21 protein-coding genes, 1 rRNA gene and 1 pseudogene (1 of these 23 only partly in view) are annotated in these 19,079 nt (G+C 37.1%); 22 read left to right on the forward strand and 1 reads right to left on the reverse strand.

Annotated features, from left to right (window positions below; all coding sequences use genetic code 11):
- The 11 genes and pseudogenes from rrf to rsmI form a co-directional block, all read left to right on the forward strand.
- Nucleotides 1-103: ribosomal RNA gene (gene rrf / locus G8O30_RS13845) — 5S ribosomal RNA — on the forward strand (it extends 14 nt beyond the left edge of the window).
- A gap of 175 nt (nt 104-278) precedes the next feature.
- Entirely contained in the window at nt 279-1,682 is a 1,404-nt protein-coding gene (locus tag G8O30_RS13850; RefSeq protein WP_239672636.1) for an aminotransferase class I/II-fold pyridoxal phosphate-dependent enzyme, read from the forward strand.
- 15 nt (nt 1,683-1,697) lie between these two features.
- The gene (gene tmk / locus G8O30_RS13855; protein ID WP_239672637.1) at nt 1,698-2,318 is read left to right on the forward strand and encodes a dTMP kinase; all 621 of its coding nucleotides are present in this window, start codon (nt 1,698-1,700) and stop codon (nt 2,316-2,318) included.
- 258 nt (nt 2,319-2,576) lie between these two features.
- Nucleotides 2,577-2,906, forward strand: coding sequence for a cyclic-di-AMP receptor (locus G8O30_RS13860; protein WP_239672638.1), 330 nt, complete (start codon nt 2,577-2,579; stop codon nt 2,904-2,906).
- 23 nt (nt 2,907-2,929) lie between these two features.
- On the forward strand, nt 2,930-3,370 hold the full coding sequence (locus tag G8O30_RS13865; protein WP_239672639.1) for a YaaR family protein: 441 nt from the start codon (nt 2,930-2,932) through the stop codon (nt 3,368-3,370).
- An 11-nt stretch (nt 3,371-3,381) separates the two neighbouring features.
- Nucleotides 3,382-4,350: pseudogene (holB, locus tag G8O30_RS13870) on the forward strand (DNA polymerase III subunit delta'); the annotation flags it as partial.
- A gap of 24 nt (nt 4,351-4,374) precedes the next feature.
- Nucleotides 4,375-5,202, forward strand: coding sequence for a PSP1 domain-containing protein (locus tag G8O30_RS13875; RefSeq protein ID WP_239674567.1), 828 nt, complete (start codon nt 4,375-4,377; stop codon nt 5,200-5,202).
- A gap of 15 nt (nt 5,203-5,217) precedes the next feature.
- Entirely contained in the window at nt 5,218-5,568 is a 351-nt protein-coding gene (yabA, locus tag G8O30_RS13880; protein WP_239672640.1) for a DNA replication initiation control protein YabA, read from the forward strand.
- Nucleotides 5,569-5,728: 160 nt separating this feature from the next.
- Nucleotides 5,729-6,481 carry a tRNA1(Val) (adenine(37)-N6)-methyltransferase gene (locus G8O30_RS13885; RefSeq protein WP_239672641.1) on the forward strand — a complete coding sequence of 251 codons (753 nt, stop codon included), beginning with the start codon at nt 5,729-5,731 and terminating at the stop codon, nt 6,479-6,481.
- The gene (locus G8O30_RS13890; protein ID WP_239672642.1) at nt 6,465-6,740 is read left to right on the forward strand and encodes a GIY-YIG nuclease family protein; all 276 of its coding nucleotides are present in this window, start codon (nt 6,465-6,467) and stop codon (nt 6,738-6,740) included. The genes G8O30_RS13885 and G8O30_RS13890 overlap by 17 nt, the downstream gene beginning before the upstream one ends.
- The gene (rsmI, locus tag G8O30_RS13895; protein ID WP_239672643.1) at nt 6,740-7,612 is read left to right on the forward strand and encodes a 16S rRNA (cytidine(1402)-2'-O)-methyltransferase; all 873 of its coding nucleotides are present in this window, start codon (nt 6,740-6,742) and stop codon (nt 7,610-7,612) included. The genes G8O30_RS13890 and rsmI overlap by 1 nt, the downstream gene beginning before the upstream one ends.
- Nucleotides 7,613-7,649: 37 nt before the next feature.
- On the opposite strand, the gene G8O30_RS13900 is transcribed toward rsmI, so the two are convergent.
- Nucleotides 7,650-7,925 carry a transition state genes transcriptional regulator AbrB gene (locus tag G8O30_RS13900; protein WP_239672644.1) on the reverse strand — a complete coding sequence of 92 codons (276 nt, stop codon included), beginning with the start codon at nt 7,923-7,925 and terminating at the stop codon, nt 7,650-7,652.
- 480 nt (nt 7,926-8,405) lie between these two features.
- On the opposite strand from G8O30_RS13900, the gene metG reads away from it, so the two are divergent.
- The 11 genes from metG (at nt 8,406) to G8O30_RS13955 (ending at nt 18,863) form a co-directional block, all read left to right on the forward strand.
- On the forward strand, nt 8,406-10,397 hold the full coding sequence (metG, locus tag G8O30_RS13905; RefSeq protein ID WP_239672645.1) for a methionine--tRNA ligase: 1,992 nt from the start codon (nt 8,406-8,408) through the stop codon (nt 10,395-10,397).
- Nucleotides 10,398-10,832: 435 nt separating this feature from the next.
- The gene (locus tag G8O30_RS13910) at nt 10,833-11,600 is read left to right on the forward strand and encodes a TatD family hydrolase (protein WP_239672646.1); all 768 of its coding nucleotides are present in this window, start codon (nt 10,833-10,835) and stop codon (nt 11,598-11,600) included.
- Nucleotides 11,601-11,822: 222 nt separating this feature from the next.
- Nucleotides 11,823-13,040: a G5 and 3D domain-containing protein gene (locus G8O30_RS13915; RefSeq protein WP_239672647.1), complete on the forward strand. Its 1,218-nt coding sequence runs from the start codon at nt 11,823-11,825 to the stop codon at nt 13,038-13,040.
- Between the two features lie 108 nt (nt 13,041-13,148).
- Nucleotides 13,149-13,715, forward strand: coding sequence for a ribonuclease M5 (rnmV, locus tag G8O30_RS13920; RefSeq protein ID WP_239672648.1), 567 nt, complete (start codon nt 13,149-13,151; stop codon nt 13,713-13,715).
- Nucleotides 13,705-14,592, forward strand: coding sequence for a 16S rRNA (adenine(1518)-N(6)/adenine(1519)-N(6))-dimethyltransferase RsmA (gene rsmA / locus G8O30_RS13925; protein WP_239672649.1), 888 nt, complete (start codon nt 13,705-13,707; stop codon nt 14,590-14,592). The genes rnmV and rsmA overlap by 11 nt, the downstream gene beginning before the upstream one ends.
- Nucleotides 14,593-14,752: 160 nt before the next feature.
- Complete coding sequence (gene yabG / locus G8O30_RS13930) at nt 14,753-15,631, forward strand: sporulation peptidase YabG (RefSeq protein WP_239672650.1); 879 nt, start codon at nt 14,753-14,755, stop codon at nt 15,629-15,631.
- A 271-nt stretch (nt 15,632-15,902) separates the two neighbouring features.
- Entirely contained in the window at nt 15,903-16,160 is a 258-nt protein-coding gene (gene veg, locus G8O30_RS13935) for a biofilm formation stimulator Veg (RefSeq protein ID WP_239672651.1), read from the forward strand.
- Nucleotides 16,161-16,271: 111 nt separating this feature from the next.
- Complete coding sequence (locus G8O30_RS13940; RefSeq protein WP_239672652.1) at nt 16,272-16,454, forward strand: small, acid-soluble spore protein, alpha/beta type; 183 nt, start codon at nt 16,272-16,274, stop codon at nt 16,452-16,454.
- A 271-nt stretch (nt 16,455-16,725) separates the two neighbouring features.
- Entirely contained in the window at nt 16,726-17,595 is an 870-nt protein-coding gene (ispE, locus tag G8O30_RS13945) for a 4-(cytidine 5'-diphospho)-2-C-methyl-D-erythritol kinase (RefSeq protein WP_239672653.1), read from the forward strand.
- Between the two features lie 61 nt (nt 17,596-17,656).
- Nucleotides 17,657-18,508 (forward strand): pur operon repressor, encoded by an 852-nt coding sequence (purR, locus tag G8O30_RS13950; protein WP_239672654.1) that lies wholly within the window; start codon nt 17,657-17,659, stop codon nt 18,506-18,508.
- Entirely contained in the window at nt 18,489-18,863 is a 375-nt protein-coding gene (locus tag G8O30_RS13955; RefSeq protein WP_239672655.1) for a RidA family protein, read from the forward strand. Before purR ends, G8O30_RS13955 begins: the two co-directional genes overlap by 20 nt.
- The last annotated feature ends 216 nt before the right edge of the window (nt 18,864-19,079 follow it).

Raw genomic sequence — 19,079 nt, forward strand, 5'->3', positions numbered from 1 at the left:
CGAGAAGGTCACACCCGTTCCCATCCCGAACACGGCAGTTAAGCTTCTCAGCGCCAATGGTAGTTGGGGGTTCTCCCCCTGTGAGAGTAGGACGTCGCCAGGCACTTACAAACACCGTATCTAATTAGATATGGTGTTTTTTTGCATGAACAGCAACAATACTCTGTTTTAGAAACGTGATATGGCTTGAACTTAACAGAGTCTCCTTAGATGCTTGCAGATTAAGTTAAAACCACGTATGGTTGTAGTATAAGTGTACAGGTAAGGGGAGTTTATTATTGAGATATCCTATAAGCACATCATTACAGAATCACCACCACAAAAACCCAATATCTTTTCATGTTCCAGGTCATAAATACGGATTAGTAGGTGGAGTCAAGACAGAAAGTAGAGACACCCTACTAAAATATGATGTAACGGAACTTACTGGTTTAGATGATTTTCATTCCCCAACAGATGCTATAAATGAATCCATAAAAAGATTAGAGAAGATATACTCTTCAAAAGGTAGTTACTACTTAGTTAATGGGTCGACTGTGGGAAACCTAGCGATGATTTTAGCTACATGTAGAGCGGGGGATAAGATCATAGTGCCTCGCAATGCTCATAAATCTGTTATCAATGCAGTAGAACTTGCAGATGCACAACCTATTTTTGTTCAACCTGAAAGAGATATAGAAACTGGCACATATGTAGGAATTTCAGTTGAAATGATAAAAGAAGTTAGACGTACTTTTGATGTAAGTGCATGTCTACTAACATACCCATCCTATTACGGACAAATATTTGATATAAAAGCTGTTATAGACTATTGCCACGATCATAATATGGTTGTTTTAGTAGATGAAGCGCACGGGGCGCACTTACTATTGAATGAATTGTTCCCTCCCTCAGCATTAGCGTTAGGTGCGGATATCGTTGTGCAATCCGCTCATAAAACGTTGCCATCCTTAACAATGACATCCTGGCTGCACGTAGGATCTTCTAGAGTAAATATAGTAGAGTTAGAAAGATATTTAAGTATGTTACAATCTAGTAGTCCATCGTATTTGTTCTTACAATCATTAGAAAATGCTATGGAATTTGTATATGACTATACAGAAAAAAAGGAATATGTAGAACACTTCTTTAATGGAAGGAAGATATTTTTAAATAACCTACAGCAAACTACACAACTTACTTTTGTGGAAATGGATGATCCATTAAAGATATATGTGCAGTTAAATGGATACTCAGGTTATGAACTTCAATCCATATTAGAGCAAGTAGGTATCTTTGGTGAATTAGGGGATGCTAAAGGAGTACTTTGGATCCTGCCGTTACAATGGTCGGCAACGTACCTTGAAGAATGTATAGGAAGAGTTAAGTTGTTAAAGCCAAAAAATGAAGAAAATATAATGGAAGAACGTAAAAACATAATAGATTTTCCATCAGTATCCACGATTCCTTACACATATAAGGATTTAAAAAAATTAGAGATTCAAATTTCTCCTATAGATAAAGCTCTAGGGAGTGTTGTTGCAGAACCACTTATCCCATATCCTCCAGGAATTCCGCTGGTACAAAGAGGGGAACGCTTAACAGAAGAGATAGGTGAGGAGATTCAATCACTTATCAAGAGTGGAGTGCATGTACAAGGTATTACTTCTACAAAGCATGTTAAAGTATTTTCTACTATATAAATGAGGTGTTTGTAATTGTTTATAACTATTGAAGGGCCAGAAGGTGCAGGGAAAACTACTGTCGTTCAACAAGTAAAAGAGAAGCTAGAAGCAGAAGGACTAGCGTTTGTTTTTACACGAGAGCCAGGTGGGATTCGAATTGCCGAAAAGATAAGAGAGGTTATATTAGACCCAGAACACAAGGAAATGGATGGTAGAACAGAAGCAATTCTTTATGCTGCAGCACGAAGACAGCATCTTGTTGAAAAAGTCTATCCCGCTTTAAGGGAAGGAAAGACAGTTATATGTGATCGCTTTATTGATAGTTCTTTAGCGTATCAAGGATATGGAAGAGGATTGGGATTGGAAGAAGTACTGACTTTAAATTCTTTTGCAACGGAAGGGAAAATGCCCGATGTAACGATATTCTTTGATATAGAACCAGAAAAAGGGTTAGCTCGTATCCAACAGCATGAAGATCGTGAGTTTAATCGATTAGACCAAGAAAAATTAGAATTTCATAAGAAGGTATATGAAGGATACCAGCAGGTAATAGATAGATTTCCAGACCGGATAATAGTGATTGATGCTGATCGACCTATAGAAGTTGTGGTGAAGGATGTCTATGATGTTATTAAAAGTCGCTCTTATTTGTAATAGGAGTGACTTTTTCATGTGATACATTAACGTCAAAAGGGTATAGTGCGTATATAAGTAAAATAGATATGTTTTAGATAAAATGTTGTACTCTAGATTGCGTATAGCTTAAATAGTCGTGTGATAATCCACCAATGCCTTGTACCTAAAATGGAATAAGACATATACTATGAAGATGATAGGAATTGAATCAGTTTTACAGGGATAAGACATGATATAATAGAAAAAATAGATAAATATATAAAGGAGTGATTCTTGATGAAGATGATCATTGCTATTGTTCAAGATCAGGATGCTAACCGTTTGTCGCAAACGTTAGTGAAAAATAAAATTCAAGCAACCAAATTATCAACTACGGGTGGGTTTTTACGATCTGGAAACACAACATTCATGATTGGAACTGAGGATGAAAAGGTAGATTCCGTACTAGAAATCGTGAAAAATAGCTGTAAGTCTCGTCAGCAACTAGTTGCTCCAGTATCTCCGATGGGAGGAAATGCAGACTCTTACGTACCATATCCAGTTGAGGTAGAAGTAGGTGGAGCAACTGTCTTTGTTTTACCTATTGAACAATTTCATCATTTCTAAGCATTCCAGGAAGGAGAACAGAAATGAAGATCCAACAAGATGTAAGACTTGGTCTAGACAAAGTTAGAACCGATACACAAAGGCAAATCAGTTCTACTCATTCTTTCGGTGCAATTGTCCAACAGCAAAGTCAAAAAATGCAAGTAGAGCAACTACAAAGGCTTTTGGGAGATATTCAAACTGCTGGAACAAGGTTAGCAAGATCTAGAACGTTTAAAGAATTAGCGAGATTCAAAATGCTTGTCAAAAAGTTTGTAAAAGAGACGGTTGAATTTGGTCTTGATGTCAAACAAACAAAAACCTGGAACCAGTACGGGGAAGGCAGACAGTTAAGTACTGTTGAAATGATAGATATTCAATTAATCGAATTAACCGAAGATATATTAAATGAAGAGAAGTCCTCTATTGATCTCTTAAGTAAAATCGGCGAGATAAAAGGATTATTAATAAATTTATACACATAAAGAGTGATAAAATGAAATGGGATATTTTTATACAAAGACAACCGTTAGCAAGCGAAATGTTTATAAAGAGTTATGAAAAAAATAGGTTAGCTCACGCTTATTTATTAGAAGGTGCTAAGGGTACTGGCAAGTTGGAAGCAGCAACGTTACTAATCCAAGGAATACTCTGTTTACAGAATAATAACTTAGAACCATGCTTCACTTGTACAAACTGTGTGAGAATAGAACATGGTAACCACCCTGATGTCCACATTATTTCTCCTGAAGGGCAATCTATTAAAAAAGACCAAATAGTATTCTTACAACAGGAATTCCATAAAGCTGGGGTAGAATCTAATCAAAAATTTTATATTATTGAACATGCAGACCGAATGACCAATAGTGCTGCTAATAGTTTATTGAAATTTTTGGAAGAACCTCATAAAGGTACCATGGCTTTCTTGTTAACAGAGCAATTGCATAGGATATTACCTACTATTCTTTCAAGATGTCAGCATATCCCTTTTCACTTAATTCCTAGTCATTTATTGCTAGATGACTTATTACAGGCAGGAGTTCACTCAAGTTTAGCCCCACTTATCGCGCAGTTAACAAATAATGTAGATAAAGGTGTCGAATTAAGTCAAAATGAGTGGTTTGCACAAGCTAGAAGAATAGTGTTAAAATTGTATGAAGTGTTGAAGAAAGATCCTCTTATTGCAATGGTTTCTTTACAGGAGGATTGGATGGCACACTTTAAGGAAAAAGAGCAATTAGAAGTTGGATTGGACCTTCTTCTTCTTATTTATAAAGATTTATTTTCGGTTCATGTTTTTGGGGAGCATGCAGAGCTTTGCTATCCAGACTTCAGAGATAAATGGACTGCTGATGTTTTACAAATCTCTCTTCAAGCTGTTACGAAAAAACAGGAAGCTGTATTGGAGTCAAAGAAAAATATTGGATCGAATATGAACACTCATCTACTAATGGAACAACTTGTGTTGAATTTGCAGGGGAGTCGACCTTTGTATAAAGTTATTGGAGTTAGATTTAAAAAAGCAGGTAAGATATATTATTTTGATCCAGGTGATCTGGTAATTAGTTTGCATGACTATGTCATTGTAGAAACAGTAAGAGGTATTGAGTACGGTAAAGTAGTAATTGAAGAAAAATGGGTAGATGAACATGACGTTGTTCTGCCGCTTAAGAAAGTAACTAGAATAGCTGATACGAAAGATAAATTATCAGTGGAAGAGAATAAATCGGCTTCTAAAGAAGCCTATGAAATATGTTGTCAAAAAATAGACCAACACGAGCTTGATATGAAATTAGTAGATGTAGAGTATACGTTTGATCGTAACAAAGTGATATTTTATTTTACAGCGGACGGAAGAGTAGACTTTCGAGATTTAGTAAAAGATCTTGCATCCATTTTCCGAACAAGGATTGAGTTACGTCAAATTGGTGTAAGAGATGAAGCAAAAATGCTCGGTGGAATTGGTCCTTGTGGCCGTATGTTATGTTGTTCCACATTTTTAGGAGACTTTGAACCAGTTTCTATTAAGATGGCGAAAGATCAAAACCTTTCATTAAATCCTTCTAAGATCTCAGGACTTTGTGGTAGATTAATGTGCTGTTTGAAGTATGAGAATGATGAGTACGAAGAAGCAAAACAGTTGTTACCCGATATCGGAGAATACGTAACAACACCACAAGGTAAAGGAAAAGTGGTAGGGTTAAATATTTTAGAACGCCTGATGCAAATAGACATTCCTAGTATTGAAAGAGTAGTGGAATACTCACTAGAAGAAATGCAAGGAGCTAAAGCTTCATCTGTACAAGCTACAGAATAATGAGGTGAAAAAAACGTGGATAAAAAAGAATTATTTGACTCTGTATCGCATATGGAGGCACGAATAGGTGAGTTATATCAACAACTTGGTGCCTTAAAAGAACATTTAGGTCAATTTATTGAAGAGAATCATGCGTTACAAATTGAAAACGATCTGCTTCGACGAAGATTAGAAGGTGAAACTACGCCATCTAAAACAAAAAAAGCAACCGATCCAGAAGAAGATACAGCATCAGATGTTGGTGAAGGGTATGATAATTTAGCACGTATTTACCAAGAGGGGTTTCACATTTGTAATCTTCATTTTGGGAGTCCACGTCAGAATGAAGATTGTCTCTTCTGTTTATCGTTTTTAACTAAAAAGTAAGTGGAGATGACATCGTTTACGTGTCATCTCTTTTTTTGTTACGTGATTAGTATCAACTCATCGTTAGCGATATGATGTGGTATGCTCTTAGATGAGTCTCCTTATTATGTTATTATCCTGAATCATTTCATTTTGTCATTCGTGAAAGGAGAAATAAGAAGTGTCCGAGTTAGTATTAAAACCTGGAGAGAGATTAGATCATTTATTAGCAGAAGATCTGCGAATCATCCAGAGTAGAGAAGTTTTTTCATTTTCTTTTGATGCTGTATTATTAGCAAATTTCGCAAGGGTACCAACACATAAAGCAAAAATAGTAGATCTATGCTCTGGTAACGGAGTAATTCCTTTATTACTCTCTTCTAGAACAAAAGTACCTATAACAGGTGTCGAAATACAAGAGCGACTGTATGATATGGCTACAAGAAGTATTGAGTTTAATAACTTAAGTAATCAAATAGAGATGTGTCATTTAGATTTAAAACAAGCACCTGCTTTATTAGGAGTAGAGAAAACAGATATTGTAACCTGTAATCCTCCGTATTTTAATACGTACTCTCAAGACATTATTAATAAAAATGAACATTATGCTATAGCTAGACATGAAATACTCTGTACATTAGAAGATGTCGTTCAGGCAACTAGTCGATTGTTAAAACAAGGTGGCAAAGCCTATTTTGTACATAGACCTAATAGATTAATGGACTTAATTACCTATATGAAGAAGTATCGCATAGAACCAAAGAGAATACAGTTTATATATCCGAGAGAAGGAAAAGATGCTAATACCCTGTTAATTGAAGGGATAAAAGATGGTCAACCTGATGTGAAAATCCTTCCTCCAATAACCGTTTATGAGAAGAATGGAGAGTATTCTGCGTTTATGAGAAGGTTGTTATATGGCGAAGAGTCGTAATCATTTTTTTTATGTATTAGAATGCGAAGATGGTAGTTATTATGCCGGATATGCTGTAGATGTAGAGCGTAGATTTCAAGAACATATTGGTGGGACTGGAGCGAAATATACAAAACAGAGAAAGCCTGTACATGTTATTCATCAAGAGGTTTTCTTCTCCCGATCAGAGGCATGTAAAAAGGAAGCGGCCTTTAAACAATTAACTAGAAAAGAAAAAGAAAAGTATATAGAGACATATAAAGAAAGTTGGGTAGATTAGTGAAATCACAAAAGAGTTTTCAACCTCAAGATGTAGGTACATTATTTATCATACCAACTCCTATCGGTAACTTAGAAGATATGACACCGAGAGCCATAAGGTTATTAAAAGAAGTTACTGTTATTGCTGCAGAAGATACAAGAAATACGAAAAAATTATGCCATGTATTCGAGATACAAACACCTCTAACCAGTTACCATGAACATAATAAAGAGGAAAGTGGCCGTTATTTAGTAGAACGTCTACTAAGAGGAGAAGATGTAGCGTTAGTAAGTGATGCTGGAATGCCTGCAATATCTGATCCAGGATATGAATTAGTACAACAGGCTATTGAAGAGTCTATTTCGGTTGTTCCAATACCAGGAGCTAATGCTGCGTTAACAGCTCTAGTTGGATCCGGCTTGGTACCACAACCATTTACCTTTTATGGATTTTTACCAAGAGGAAAAAAGGATCGTATTTCCGTATTAGAAAAATGGAAAAATCATGAGGCGTCTATAATATTCTATGAAGCTCCGCATCGTTTAAATGAAATGTTGATGGCTATCCATACAGTTTGGGGGAATCGATCAGCTGTACTTTGCAGAGAGTTAACAAAACGATATGAGGAATACATACGAGGTACACTTGAGGAATTAGTAGAGTGGAGTAAAAATGAACAGATCCGTGGGGAGTTCGTAGTAATAGTGGAGGGGAACTCCAATCCAGAAACGATAGAAGAGACACCTTGGTGGGAAGAGCTTACGATTAATGAGCATGTTGACAATATAATGAAGGAAAGCGGCATTACTTCAAAAGAGGCAATAAAAGAAGTAGCCAAACAGCGATCCTTATCTAAACGAGAAGTGTATCAATCGTATCATGTTCATTAGTAAGAAAAAAACGGAGACAAAGGTCTCCGTTTTCCTATTATTTTAAGCTGTCTTGAATTTTTTTGATTAGTTGCTCTGCTCCATCACGGCTAAGGATTAATTTACCGCCAGCAAGCTTAATGTTATCATCGGATACTTCACCAGTAATTTGGCAAGTCATGCTTGGTTTATATTTCTTTAAGATGATTTTCTCATCGTCAACATAGATTTCAAGAGCGTCTTTTTCTGCTATACCTAGTGTGCGGCGAAGTTCGATAGGAATAACCACGCGTCCTAATTCATCAACTTTACGTACAATACCTGTAGATTTCATTTATTTCTCCTCCTGAATAAAGAATATATATTTTTTGTTTCGTCATAATTCGACATTTTTTTCGTTGTTAAGAACATCATACCAGTCGTTCCCAAATACGTCAATCATTATGTATGCTAATTTCGAGATTTTTTTCGTCTGAATAAACGTTGATATATCAACGTTTTGTAGTTATAACTATAAATTACCATATAAATAATTGTTTAAAATATAACTAAAATACATTATTTGTATTGTCGAAAGTAATCGTGCAATTTTCGACATTTGTCGAATGTTTCGACAAAAGTTCCAATACGTTCCTAAATGTTATAAAAATGTAATAAAACCTAATGTTTTGAAAAATAACTGACATATAGTGAGATATATAATAGGAAGTCTCTTGGACATTGCACAAGTATAGAAAGTTAGGTATATTTTGAGGATAGAAGGTCTACATTGAACCAAGATGAACTAGTCCGTATAAATTAAGGAGGTTTTTACATGACAACAAAACCAACATATTATATTACTACACCAATTTATTACCCTAGCGGAAAATTACATATCGGTCATGCTTATACAACTGTTGCTGGTGACGCAATGGCCAGATATAAAAGGCTTCGTGGATATGATGTACGCTATTTAACTGGAGCGGATGAGCATGGTCAAAAGATACAACGTAAAGCCGAAGAATTAGGTATTTCTCCAAAAGTATATGTGGATCAAATGACAGAGGGAACAAAAGCATTATGGTCTAAGCTTCATATATCATACGATGATTACATCCAAACAACAGAAGAAAGACATACAAAAGTAGTTCAAGCGATTTTTCAAAAGCTATTAGATAATGGAGATATTTATTTAGATGAGTATGAAGGTTGGTATTCTGTTCCAGACGAAACGTTTTATACGGAATCTCAATTAGAAGATGTAGAGAAAAATGATAAGGGTGAAGTAATAGGCGGGAAAAGTCCTGATAGCGGCCATCATTGTGAGTTAGTTAGGGAAGAGTCTTACTTTTTCCGTTTAAGCAAGTATGCCGACCGCTTATTAGCACATTATGAAGCAAACCCTGATTTTATTTTACCTGTGTCTAGAAAAAATGAGATGGTGAATAACTTTATTAAGCCAGGTTTAGAAGACTTAGCTGTTTCGCGAACCACATTTGATTGGGGAATTAAGGTTCCTGGTAACGAAAAGCACGTTATCTATGTGTGGATTGATGCTCTTTCTAACTATATCACTGCTCTTGGTTATAATAGTGAAGACACAACTCTATATGATCGTTTTTGGCCAGCCAACGTGCATCTAGTAGGTAAAGAGATTGTTCGTTTCCATACTATTATATGGCCAGCACTGTTAATGGCTTTAGATTTACCATTACCTAAGCAAATTTTCGCACATGGTTGGCTATTAATGAAAGATGGGAAAATGTCTAAATCAAAAGGTAATGTCGTAGATCCAGTTACATTAATAGACCGCTTTGGATTGGATGCTCTTCGTTACTATTTACTTCGTGAAGTACCATTTGGAGCAGACGGTGTATTTACACCGGAAGCATTTGTGGAAAGAATAAATTATGATTTAGCAAATGATCTAGGAAACTTACTTAACAGAACTATTGCTATGATGAACAAATATTTCGAGGGAGAAATTCCTGCATATAAAGGGTCAGAGGGAGAGTTTGATCTATCATTAGTACAAGCCAATCGACAATTACTTACAAAGTATGAACAGGCTATGGAAAATCTAGAGTTCTCCGTTGCGTTAACGGAAATCTGGCAGTTCGTATCTAGAACGAATAAATATATTGATGAAACACAACCTTGGGTACTGGCTAAAGATGAAGAAAATAAAGAACAGTTAGCATCTGTAATGGTCCACTTAGCTGAAGCGCTTCGTCAAACAGCCGTTTTATTACAGCCGTTCTTAGTAGTTACACCAACAGCTATCTTTACTCAGTTGGGACTTCAAAATCCGACGAATCAAAGTTGGGAATCTATTGAAGAGTTTGGGCAGATCCCAGAGGGGACAACTGTTGTAGAAAAAGGAGAGCCTGTATTTCCTCGTTTAGATTCAGAAGAGGAAGTTGCTTTTATTAAAGATAAAATGCAGGGTTCTGCTCCTAAGAAGGAAGAGGAAATAGCAAAAGAAGAAGTAGAAGATGTACCTGAAATTTCGATAGACGATTTTATGAAAATAGAAATGAAGGTTGCTGCTATTACGAAAGCTGAACCTGTAAAAAAAGCAGATAAACTGTTAAAACTGCAACTGGACCTAGGAAATGAACAGCGACAAGTGGTTTCAGGAATAGCAAAATATTACACACCTGAAGAGTTAGTAGGGCAACGTGTCATTTGCGTAACAAATTTGAAGCCAGTTAAACTTCGTGGGGAACTATCTCAAGGAATGGTATTAGCAGGTGAAAAGAACGGAACACTAAAATTAGCAGAAGTGGACCCAGCGTTGGAATTGGGTGCTCGAGTGAAGTAAGAAAAACGTAAGGCGCGCGTTTAGCCGCGGCAGGAAAGTAGGAGGGACCGAGGAGGCAGTACTTCAGCCACCACAGGGCCATTCGACTTTACAGAGCGGTTGCGCACCTGAAGTTAGACATAGAACTAGTAGTAAGGATACTCGGTTAAATACGGGCCACATCACGTGGCCAACACCGAGTTGTTACTAGTCACGTAACAAAAACGTAAGGCGCGCGTTCGGTCTTAGTAACAGTCTTTAAACAAAATAAGCTATATTTTTTAGAGAAAAGGTTGCCGGTTAGGGCAACCTTTTCTCTTGTACGTTTGTAATACAAATCGTTTTTATAGACAAAAATCGTGTTATTTGTTCAAAATAATACATAATAGTAGGGAAGTTATGATGAATGCTGTCAAAAAATGTTCCACGTGAAACATTTGGAAAAGGAGTGTTTATATGTTATTTGATACACATGTTCATTTGAACGCAGAGCAATTTGATGAAGATTTAGAAGAAGTGTTAGGAAGAGCTCGTGAAGTAGGCGTTGACCGTATGGTAGTAGTAGGGTTTGATCGTCCAACAATAGAAAAAGCTTTATATCTAATTGAAACGTATGATGAGTTGTATGCTGCAGTTGGTTGGCACCCAGTTGATGCGATAGATTGCACAGAAGAAGATCTTGCTTGGATTGAATCCTTAGCTAGTCATCCTAAAGTTGTTGCGATAGGAGAAATGGGATTGGATTATCATTGGGATAAGTCTCCTAAAGAACGTCAAAAACAGATTTTTAGAAAACAAATACAACTAGCAAAAAAAGTAAAATTACCTATTATCATACATAATCGGGATGCTACGGCAGATGTTGTGCAAATTCTTAAAGAGGAGAATGCAGCAGAAGTTGGTGGTATCATGCATTGTTACGGGGGAAGTGTCGAAACAGCGATAGAGTGTATTGAAATGAATTTTTATATTTCGTTAGGTGGTCCTGTAACGTTTAAAAACGCAAAGAAACCGAAAGAAGTAGCAGAACAGATTCCATTGGAAAAATTGCTTATTGAAACAGATTGTCCGTATCTTGCACCTCATCCTCATAGAGGGAAGAGAAACGAACCTTCCTATGTATCACTTGTTGCAGAGCAGATTGCAGAGTTAAAGGGAATTACAGTCGAGGAGGTAGCAGAAGTAACAACAAAAAATGCGAAGAAATTATTCGACATAAAATGATAAATAAAATTGTCTAAAATTACGAGAGATTGTCCAATTTTTCTTATTTTCATGAGAGTTCTACATGTCTACTTAAGGACATAGGATAACCATGTCGACAAGTTAGTCTTTCCAGAATGGACTTCCTTATGCATAATAAGGATTACGTTGCTGGAAATAGCAATGGGTTGACAGCCTATAAAGTACTCTATATAATCACTGCAGGAAGAGGAGGTGTTTTTCATGAGTGCAAACACCATGAAAAACCTGTTTTCCAAGTCTTTGAGTAAGAGGATATGGGCAATCGTCTCGTTTAGCGTCCTACTATTTGTAGGTGTTTACGGATTCTTTATTTTTGAAGGAACGAAGAAGACGATTGCAGTAGAACTTGATGGAAAGACAACAGAAATGCAAACAAGAGCTACAACAGTAGAAGAACTACTGGCAGATTTAGATATTGAAGTACACTCAGAAGACTATGTGTTCCCAAGCTTAGATAAACAGTTGAAAAATAACGATACTGTTAAGTGGGAACCAGCAAAACAGGTAACTGTTCAAAACGGTTCTGAAAAACAAACCGTTTGGACGACTGCGGATAATGTCCAGCAGCTATTAAAAGAATTAGAAATTCAGTTGGGAGAACACGATCAAGTGCAACCTAGCTTGGATACTGCTATTGCGAAAAATGTGGAAGTCAAAATTGATAAAGCATTTGCATTAACGCTGGCAGTAGGAGGAGAAAAAGAAGAAGTGTGGTCCACTTCGACTACGGTCGCTGACTTTTTAAAGCATCAAGGAGTTAACCTAGGAGAACTAGACCGAGTTGAGCCAAGTCTTACGGAAGTAATCGAACCAAAAGATGTCGTCAATGTCGTTAGAGTAGAAAAGGTCACCGATGTAGTGGAAGAACCAACTGATTTTGCCGTTGTGACAAAGAAAGATTCAAACCTAACTAAAGGTTCTGAAAAAGTTGTCCAACAAGGTGAAAAGGGCTTAGTGAAGAAAGAATTTGAAGTAATCAAAGAGAACGGTAAAGAAGTATCAAGAACACTTCTGTCTAAAGAGAGTGTGAAAGAGAGTAAAGACAAAATTGTTGCTGTTGGTACAAAGACGTTAACAGCTCAAGCTTCCCGTGGTACGAAGTCTTCTCAACCAGCTTCAGGTTCAGTAAAACGTGAATTTACTGTTTCGTCTACAGCTTATACAGCGCACTGTAACGGTTGTTCAGGTGTTACTGCAACAGGAATAAATTTACGTAATAACCCAGGTATGAAGGTTATTGCTGTAGACCCTAATGTTATTCCATTAGGTACAAAAGTATGGGTAGAAGGATATGGTTATGCTGTTGCTGCAGATACTGGTTCTGCTATTAAGGGCAACAAGATTGATGTATTCTTTGCAGAAAAGTCTCAAGCGTATCGTTGGGGACGAAAGTCTGTTACTATTCGTATACTAGATTAATAGAGTTATATGCAGAGGGTGATTACGCCCTCTGCTTTTCGTATTTAATTACCTTTTCAAAATCCTTACCTAGGGTATAATACTTACATAAATAAAAAGGAGTACACTATGTTTAAAGAAGTGATAGTAGTAGAAGGTAGAGATGATACTACGGCCATAAAGAGAGCGGTAGATGCAGATACAATTGAAACGAATGGTTCAGCAGTTTCTAAGTCTTGTTTAGAGCAAATTAAGCTTGCACAACAAACGAGAGGAGTAATTGTTTTTACTGACCCAGATTATCCTGGTCAAAAAATACGTCAAACCATTACAGAATATGTTCCTGGGTGTAAGCATGCATTCCTACCTAAGTCTGAAGCTATTCCAAAGAAGGGGAAAGGATTAGGAGTAGAACATGCCTCAATAGAAGCCATTAGAACAGCTTTACAAGAAGCGAAAGCGGAGTATACAGATGCAACCTATCAGTCTAAAATTCCGCGAGAATGGATAGTTGAAGCGGGCTTGTTAGGTGGCGATTACGCTAAGAGTCGTAGAGAAAAGCTTGGAGACTTACTTCAAATTGGATATGCGAACGGAAAACAATTAGAGAAAAGATTAGCGAAGTTTCAGATTGAACCGGAGAAATTCATACAAGCAATGCAGCAAATTATACAGGAGGAACAGGATGCAAAATAAAGATATAGCTACACCGATAAGAACAAGAGAGATTTTAGAGAAATATGGATTTTCTTTTAAGAAGAGCTTAGGACAAAACTTCTTAATTGACCCCAATATCCTAAACAACATCGTCTCACATGCTGGTTTGACGAAAAATGATAATGCCATTGAAGTTGGACCAGGTATTGGAGCTTTAACGGAACATCTAGCAAGAGCTAGTAAAAAGGTAATGGCTTTTGAGTTAGATCAACGTCTATTACCTATTTTAGCAGATACACTATCTCCTTATGACAACGTTCGTATCATTCATCAAGATATATTAGAAGCTGACGTAAAAGAAATGATGAAGGAGACATTTGGTGAAGGGGAAGAAGCGATGGTTGTAGCTAATTTACCTTACTATGTAACGACGCCTATTATCTTAAAGATGTTACATGACCACCTTCCAATTAAAGGTCTCGTAGTTATGCTTCAAAAGGAAGTTGCTGAAAGAATTGCCGCGAAACCAGGTACGAAAGAATATGGCTCATTGTCCATCGCTATTCAATATTTTACCAATGCAGAAGTAGTTATGATAGTTCCTAAAACTGTATTCATGCCACAACCGAACGTTGATTCTGCAGTAATCAGGTTGTTAAGAAGAGAAAAACCAGCAGTAGAAGTAGAAAATGAAGCGTTTTTCTTCACTGTCACACGCTCTTCCTTTGCGCAAAGAAGAAAAACTATCCTAAATAATTTAACTAGTCAACTGCCAGAAGGAAAAGCCAAGAAAGAGGAAATAATAGCATCTTTAGAACAAGCAGGTATAGAGCCTACTAGAAGAGGTGAAACACTTTCTTTAGAGGAATTTGGGCGTCTTGCAGATGCATTATTACCACATTTTCATCAAGGATAAAAACAGCAGATCACTTTTATATAAAAGTGATCTGCTGTTTTTTTTGTACATAGTTCAAAAGTATTTTCTTTACATTCGAATTATAGTAACAAGGTAAAGGGGCGGTGCATAGGCTAACAGGGATAAAAGAAGACAAATGAGTTTTATTGGAGTGAACGAAATGGGCATTGATATACATTCAGTAGTAGCTCGAGAGTCATATGGTCGCGATCTGCTTTTTCGAATAATTGACTGGCGCACGGTTCAAGGAGAACGCTATGCAGTGCTATACGGAGAAGATGTACGATTGATAGCTGACGCCCCTATATGGGATCTTGTAGAAATTTCACATAATGATCAGTCACGAATATCAAGTCCGTATCGATCACAACAAGAACAATCCTTTGAATTACTTCAACAAGAAGTTTTTTTGTTACAACAACAAAGAGAGTATGAAGCTACTGGAGGCTATCAAGAATCCTCTCAAAACATATTTCACGTGCCAGGAAAAGTATTGCATCTAGATGGTGATGCATCCTATTTAAGAAAATGTCAGGACCTCTATGAAAGAATTGGAGTTCCTGTTATAGGTATTCATTGTAGTGAAACAGAAATGCCTCATCGAGTACAGGGGCTACTTGAACAATATCGACCAGATATACTGGTCATTACAGGGCATGATGCTTACTCAAAGACAAAGGGGAAAAAATCAGATATTAATGCATACAGACATTCAAAATATTTTGTGGAAACAGTCAGAAATGCAAGAGATAAAGTTCCTCACTTAGATCAGCTCGTCATTTTTGCTGGTGCCTGTCAATCTCACTTTGAATCCATCATCCATGCTGGTGCAAATTTTGCTAGCTCTCCCCAACGTGTGAATATCCATGCACTTGATCCTGTGTATATAGTTGCAAAGATTAGTTTTACACCATTTAGACAACGAGTGAATTTGTGGGAGATACTTCGCAATACATTAACAGGAGAAAAAGGACTAGGTGGTATAGAGACGTTGGGTGTTTTACGAACAGGGATGCCATATCCACCTATGGAAGAATAATAATGACTTTCGCATCTTCAGTGCGAGAGTTTTTCTTCGTTTGATAATCAGGCTACTATTCATATCGAAAGCCAATAATATCAAGGGATTTATATCATTTAGAAGTTCTTTACATATTTAACAACAAAGACGGGAAGACTTAGATTGTTGAAAATTGGAACGTTTTAGCGAAATAAAAGAATTGACACTAACCCTGTTTGATTGCTAAAATAATAAATTTTTGACTTTTATTTTATATTGTGATAAAATCTACATAGTGAGGTGGAGCGCATTGCCAAAAACATTAGCCGATATTAAGAGTGCACTCGATTCGAATCTTGGAAAACGACTTATGCTACGTGCAAATGGTGGCCGTAGAAAAACAGTGGAACGTGCAGGAGTTTTAGCAGAAACTTATCCGTCCGTTTTTGTTATTGAGTTAGATCAAGATGAGAATGCTTTTGAACGCGTATCATACAGCTATGCAGACGTCTTAACAGAAACCGTCGAATTGACTTTCATCGAGGAAACAACAACAGGATTAGTGTGATGGCAGTGGACAATATGTTTACTGCTTTTTATTTTGCCTAAAAATTGGTCGGATAAAACGTTTAATAGATAGGAACCGTATTACTTAGAAGGGGACTAGGGGGAGATCGTAATGGGAAGACGAAGAGGGATTATGTCCGAACGTACGAAAGTCGAACTAGCAAAAGAACTGGGCTTCTATGATGTGGTGGAACAATCTGGGTGGGGTGGCATCAAATCAAGAGATGCCGGTAACATGGTGAAATTAGCTGTGAGACACGCCGAAGAACAGTTAGCACAGAGAACACAAAAATAAAAGACCATTAAATACACCCCTTCTTAAAAGGGCCTACCAAAGTAGCGTATGCTTTTGGTGGGCTCTTTTCATTACACGACCTACTTTAAGACAACATTCCTTTAAACATAAACCTCATTCCCTTTATCCCCTAAACTCTCATCAAGTTTATCTAAAAGTAAATATAAATGATGCCGCAATTCTAGTAATTTTTTTAGACTATTGCTGTTCTTTTGGAACTTTGTGATAGAATAATACCAACTATGTAAAGTAACGAAGTAGGTGTTGTAGAATGAAACTAATGGTAAAGGCTCCAGCTAAGATTAATTTAGCGTTAGATGTACTTCATAAACGACCTGATGGCTTTCATGAAGTGGAAATGATTATGACGACAATTGACTTAGCAGATCGTATAGAATTGACAGAGAGAAAAGATGGAGAGATCCGTATACTTTCTCAGAATCGCTTTGTTCCAGATGATCAACGAAATCTTGCATATCAAGCGGCGAAACTATTGAAAGATGAGTTTAATGTTCGAACAGGTGTAGCGATTGGTATTGATAAAGTTATACCTGTTGCCGCAGGACTAGCAGGTGGTAGTAGTGATGCCGCCGCCACTTTAAGAGGCTTGAACGAACTATGGAACCTTGGGCTATCTCTTGATGAATTAGCTGTCTTAGGAGCGAGAATCGGTTCTGACGTATCTTTTTGTGTATATGGAGGAACTGCTCTTGCTACTGGTAGAGGAGAAATAATACAAGAATTACCCGCACCACCTAATTGCTGGGTAATATTAGCGAAGCCGACAATCGGGGTATCGACAGCAGATGTATATCGAAATCTACGTCTTGATGGAATTAAGCATCCAAATATTCAAGCAATGGTTAATTCGATTAAAGAGCAGTCATATGAGAATGTTTGTGCAAATATGGGTAACGTTCTGGAAACAGTAACTTTACCAATGCACCCAGAGGTTCAACAGATTAAAGAACAAATGATTCGTTTTGGAGCAGATGCTGTTCTGATGAGTGGAAGTGGTCCAACGGTATTTGGTTTAGTTCAGTATGAATCACGATTGCAACGTGTTTACAATGGATTAAGAGGTTTCTGTGATCAGGTGTTCGCAGTTCGCTTGGTAGGAGAGCGAAACCCAATTGCGTAAAGACGTACGTTAGTGATATAGTACAAGTACAATTTACGGAATATGGGTTAGGAGGCTAGAAATGAAATTTAGAAGAAGTGAACGACTTATTGATATGACGAATTATCTATTAGAGCACCCTCGTCAATTAGTCTCGTTAACGTTTTTCTCTGAACGTTATTTATCTGCAAAATCATCTATTAGTGAAGATTTAGGAATTATCAAAGATACGTTTGAACATCAAGGGATTGGTACGCTAAAAACTTTCCCGGGTGCTGCAGGCGGTGTCTACTATATTCCAAAAGTTAAAGAAGAAGATGCAGAGCGTATCTTAGACGATATTTGTTTACAAATGGCTAATCCGGACCGATTACTCCCGGGTGGATACCTATATATGACCGATTTGTTAGGCCATCCTAATATGGTTCAAAAAGTAGGGAAGTTATTAGCGTCTGCATTCGCTAGTAAAGAAATTGACGTCATCATGACGGTTGCAACAAAAGGGATTCCAATTGCCTACGCAACCGCAGCACAATTAAATGTACCTGTTGTTATTGTTCGTCCAGATAGTAGAGTAACAGAAGGCTCTACTGTTAGTATTAACTACGTTTCTGGATCTTCCAAGAGGATACAAACGATGGTATTGTCTAAACGAAGCCTTCCAGAAGGTGCAAATGTATTAATTGTGGATGATTTCATGAAAGCTGGTGGCACAATTAATGGCATGATTAGTCTGTTACAGGAGTTTAACGCAACACTTTCCGGAATTGGCGTGTTGGTAGAGTCTGAACATGCAGAAGACCGTTTAGTAGACGAGTATGTGTCGCTAGTAAAACTCAAAAATGTGGATGTGAAACAAAAACAAATTGAAGTGGTACGAGGTAATTATTTTTCAAGGAGAGAGGTAGTCACAAATGAAAATAGTGAACTCTAATGAAGCTCCAGCAGCAATAGGTCCTTATTCTCAAGCTGTTATTCATCAAGGACTAGTCTACACTTCTGGACAGATTGCCTTAAAAGCAGATGGAACGTTGTTAAATGGCAATGTTACAGAGCAAACGAAACAAGTATTTGAAAACTTGGAGGCCGTACTTAAAGAAGCAGGCTCAAGTCTTTCTCAAGTAATTAAAGCAACTGTTTTTATTAAATCCATGGATGATTTTCAAAAGATTAATGAAGTGTACGCTAACTACTTCCAAGACCACAAGCCTGCTCGCTCTTGTGTAGAAGTAGCGCGCTTGCCTAAAGATGTGTTAGTCGAAATTGAAGTTATTGCGATAGCTAGTTAAAAAAAACCAAGACAAAACGTGTTCGTTTAGTCTTGGTTTTTTTATTGAGTAACTAGTATTAGATGAGAATACTTAACCATGGGTGACAAAGTGTAGAAGTCGCCATCGCCAAATGAATATATTCATCTTACAACCCCCCTCATGAGTAATGGGTATTTAGTCTATATTTCGACATCCGAAACACCCAAAATACCCGTTTTCAACCCTCAAAAGAGA

It is taken from the genome of Mangrovibacillus cuniculi, assembly GCF_015482585.1.
Classification (GTDB): domain Bacteria; phylum Bacillota; class Bacilli; order Bacillales; family R1DC41; genus Mangrovibacillus; species Mangrovibacillus cuniculi.

Bases quoted from the DNA above. Each gene is read 5' to 3' on its own strand.
- G8O30_RS13860 (WP_239672638.1), top strand. From the start codon at position 2,577: ATGAAGATGATCATTGCTATTGTTCAAGATCAGGATGCTAACCGTTTG.
- G8O30_RS13865 (WP_239672639.1), top strand. From the start codon at position 2,930: ATGAAGATCCAACAAGATGTAAGACTTGGTCTAGACAAAGTTAGAACC.
- G8O30_RS13890 (WP_239672642.1), top strand. From the start codon at position 6,465: ATGGCGAAGAGTCGTAATCATTTTTTTTATGTATTAGAATGCGAAGAT.
- G8O30_RS13900 (WP_239672644.1), bottom strand. From the start codon at position 7,925: ATGAAATCTACAGGTATTGTACGTAAAGTTGATGAATTAGGACGCGTG.
- metG (WP_239672645.1), top strand. From the start codon at position 8,406: ATGACAACAAAACCAACATATTATATTACTACACCAATTTATTACCCT.
- G8O30_RS13910 (WP_239672646.1), top strand. From the start codon at position 10,833: ATGTTATTTGATACACATGTTCATTTGAACGCAGAGCAATTTGATGAA.
- G8O30_RS13915 (WP_239672647.1), top strand. From the start codon at position 11,823: ATGAGTGCAAACACCATGAAAAACCTGTTTTCCAAGTCTTTGAGTAAG.
- rnmV (WP_239672648.1), top strand. From the start codon at position 13,149: ATGTTTAAAGAAGTGATAGTAGTAGAAGGTAGAGATGATACTACGGCC.
- rsmA (WP_239672649.1), top strand. From the start codon at position 13,705: ATGCAAAATAAAGATATAGCTACACCGATAAGAACAAGAGAGATTTTA.
- yabG (WP_239672650.1), top strand. From the start codon at position 14,753: ATGGGCATTGATATACATTCAGTAGTAGCTCGAGAGTCATATGGTCGC.
- G8O30_RS13940 (WP_239672652.1), top strand. From the start codon at position 16,272: ATGGGAAGACGAAGAGGGATTATGTCCGAACGTACGAAAGTCGAACTA.
- ispE (WP_239672653.1), top strand. From the start codon at position 16,726: ATGAAACTAATGGTAAAGGCTCCAGCTAAGATTAATTTAGCGTTAGAT.
- purR (WP_239672654.1), top strand. From the start codon at position 17,657: ATGAAATTTAGAAGAAGTGAACGACTTATTGATATGACGAATTATCTA.
- G8O30_RS13955 (WP_239672655.1), top strand. From the start codon at position 18,489: ATGAAAATAGTGAACTCTAATGAAGCTCCAGCAGCAATAGGTCCTTAT.